This window comes from Sphingobium sp. SA916 (genome assembly GCF_002894065.1).
Classification (GTDB): Bacteria; Pseudomonadota; Alphaproteobacteria; order Sphingomonadales; family Sphingomonadaceae; genus Sphingobium; species Sphingobium fuliginis.
Genome location: NZ_LXYF01000117.1, coordinates 1 through 1,522, shown reverse-complemented (window position 1 = coordinate 1,522; position 1,522 = coordinate 1). Strand labels below are relative to the sequence as shown.

Annotated in this window: 1 protein-coding gene; it reads right to left on the bottom strand. The window is 60.8% G+C overall.

What is annotated here, in order from left to right; translation table 11 throughout:
* Positions 1-74 precede the first annotated feature (74 nt).
* Positions 75-1,438, bottom strand: a protein-coding gene (locus tag A8G00_RS24645; protein ID WP_100239769.1) for an IS3 family transposase whose coding sequence is annotated in 2 segments (ribosomal slippage) — positions 75-1,090 and positions 1,090-1,438 — 1,365 coding nt in all. Because the reading frame shifts where the segments join, the coding sequence is not laid out codon by codon here.
* Between the last annotated feature and the right edge of the window lie 84 nt (positions 1,439-1,522).

The window sequence follows — 1,522 nt, the reverse complement described above, 5'->3', positions numbered from 1 at the left end:
TGTCTGTCGTCAGAACATTTGGCGCAGATCGCGGCGTAGATTAGCGGAGCGCGGGCCTCGTCCTGGGGTTGATATTAAGCGGCGAGCTTGCGGTGCTGCAAGCGTCGGTGTTCGATGGTCTTCCGTTTGATCCTTTCGCGCTGTTGGATGATGGCGTCAGCCCTGCCGAAGTAGGTGTCGGCGGGCGTCACATTGCCGAGGCTTTCGTGATATCGGCGGTGATTATAGTGGTCGATGAAGGCCTCGATCCGGGTCTCCAGATCGCCGGGCAGGAAGTAATTTTCCAGCAGGATCCGGTTCTTGAGGGTCTGGTGCCAGCGCTCGATCTTGCCTTGGGTCTGGGGATGCATCGGGGCGCCGCGGACATGGCTCATACCGTTGGCACCGATCCATTGGGCCAGCTCCTCGGCGATGTAGCTCGGACCATTATCGCTGAGCAGCCTGGGCTTTTGCACGACCCTGGCTGACGAACAGCCCGAGGCTTCAAGCGCCAGTTCCAGCGTGTCGGTGACGTCCCCGGCGCGCATGGTGGTGCAAAGCTTCCAGGCGATGACATAGCGGGAGAAGTCGTCGAGCACGGTCGACAGATACACCCAGCCCCAACCGATGATTTTGAAGTAGGTGAAGTCGGTCTGCCACATCTCGTTCGGCCGCGTCGTCTTGGTGTGGAACGCATCGGCCGCCTTGATCACGATGAAGGCCGGGCTGGTGATCAGGTCATGGGCTTTCAGAAGCCGGTAAACCGTCGATTCCGACACGAAGTAGCGCTTCTCGTCGGTAAAGCGCACAGCCAACTCGCGGGGCGATAGCTCGGACTGGTCCAGCGCCATCTCGACGATCTGCTGCTGGATATCGTTGCCGATGCGATTCCACACCCGGCTCGGCGCCGATGGCCGATCCTCCAGCGCCTCCGGCCCGCCTTCGAGGTAGCGGTCATACCATCGATAGAAGGTCCGGCGGGGGATGCCGAGCTGGTCCAGCGTCCGCTTGGCGGGCAGATGCGACTGCTCGACGATCCTGATGATCTCGAGCTTCTCAGATGCGGGATACCTCATTCTTCGTCGCCCCCATCCGCGATCATGCTTTTTTTGAGCAGACGGTTTTCCAGCGTCAGGTCGGCCACGCATTCCTTCAGGGCACGGGTTTCGCGGCGCAGGTCGTGCACCTCGCCGGTGGTCGCAGCTCGGGCGGTATCGCCGGCCAGACGACGCTTGCCCGCTTCCATGAACTCCTTCGACCAGGTGTAATACAGGCTCTGGGCGATGCCTTCCTTGCGGCACAGCTCGGCGATACTGTCTTCGCCGCGCAGCCCCTCCAGCACGATCCTGATTTTGTCCTCTGCAGAGAAGTGCCGGCGCGTCGCACGCCGTATGTCCTTCACCACCCGCTCAGCTGGGGCCTTCGGCGCCGATTTTTTCAAGGAGGATTTGGGCTTCATCTTCGTTCCTTCGTCACTACGACGAAGCCCAAATCCTCCTTAAATCACAACCTCAATCTGTGCCATTGGCGCTGACGGCGGACA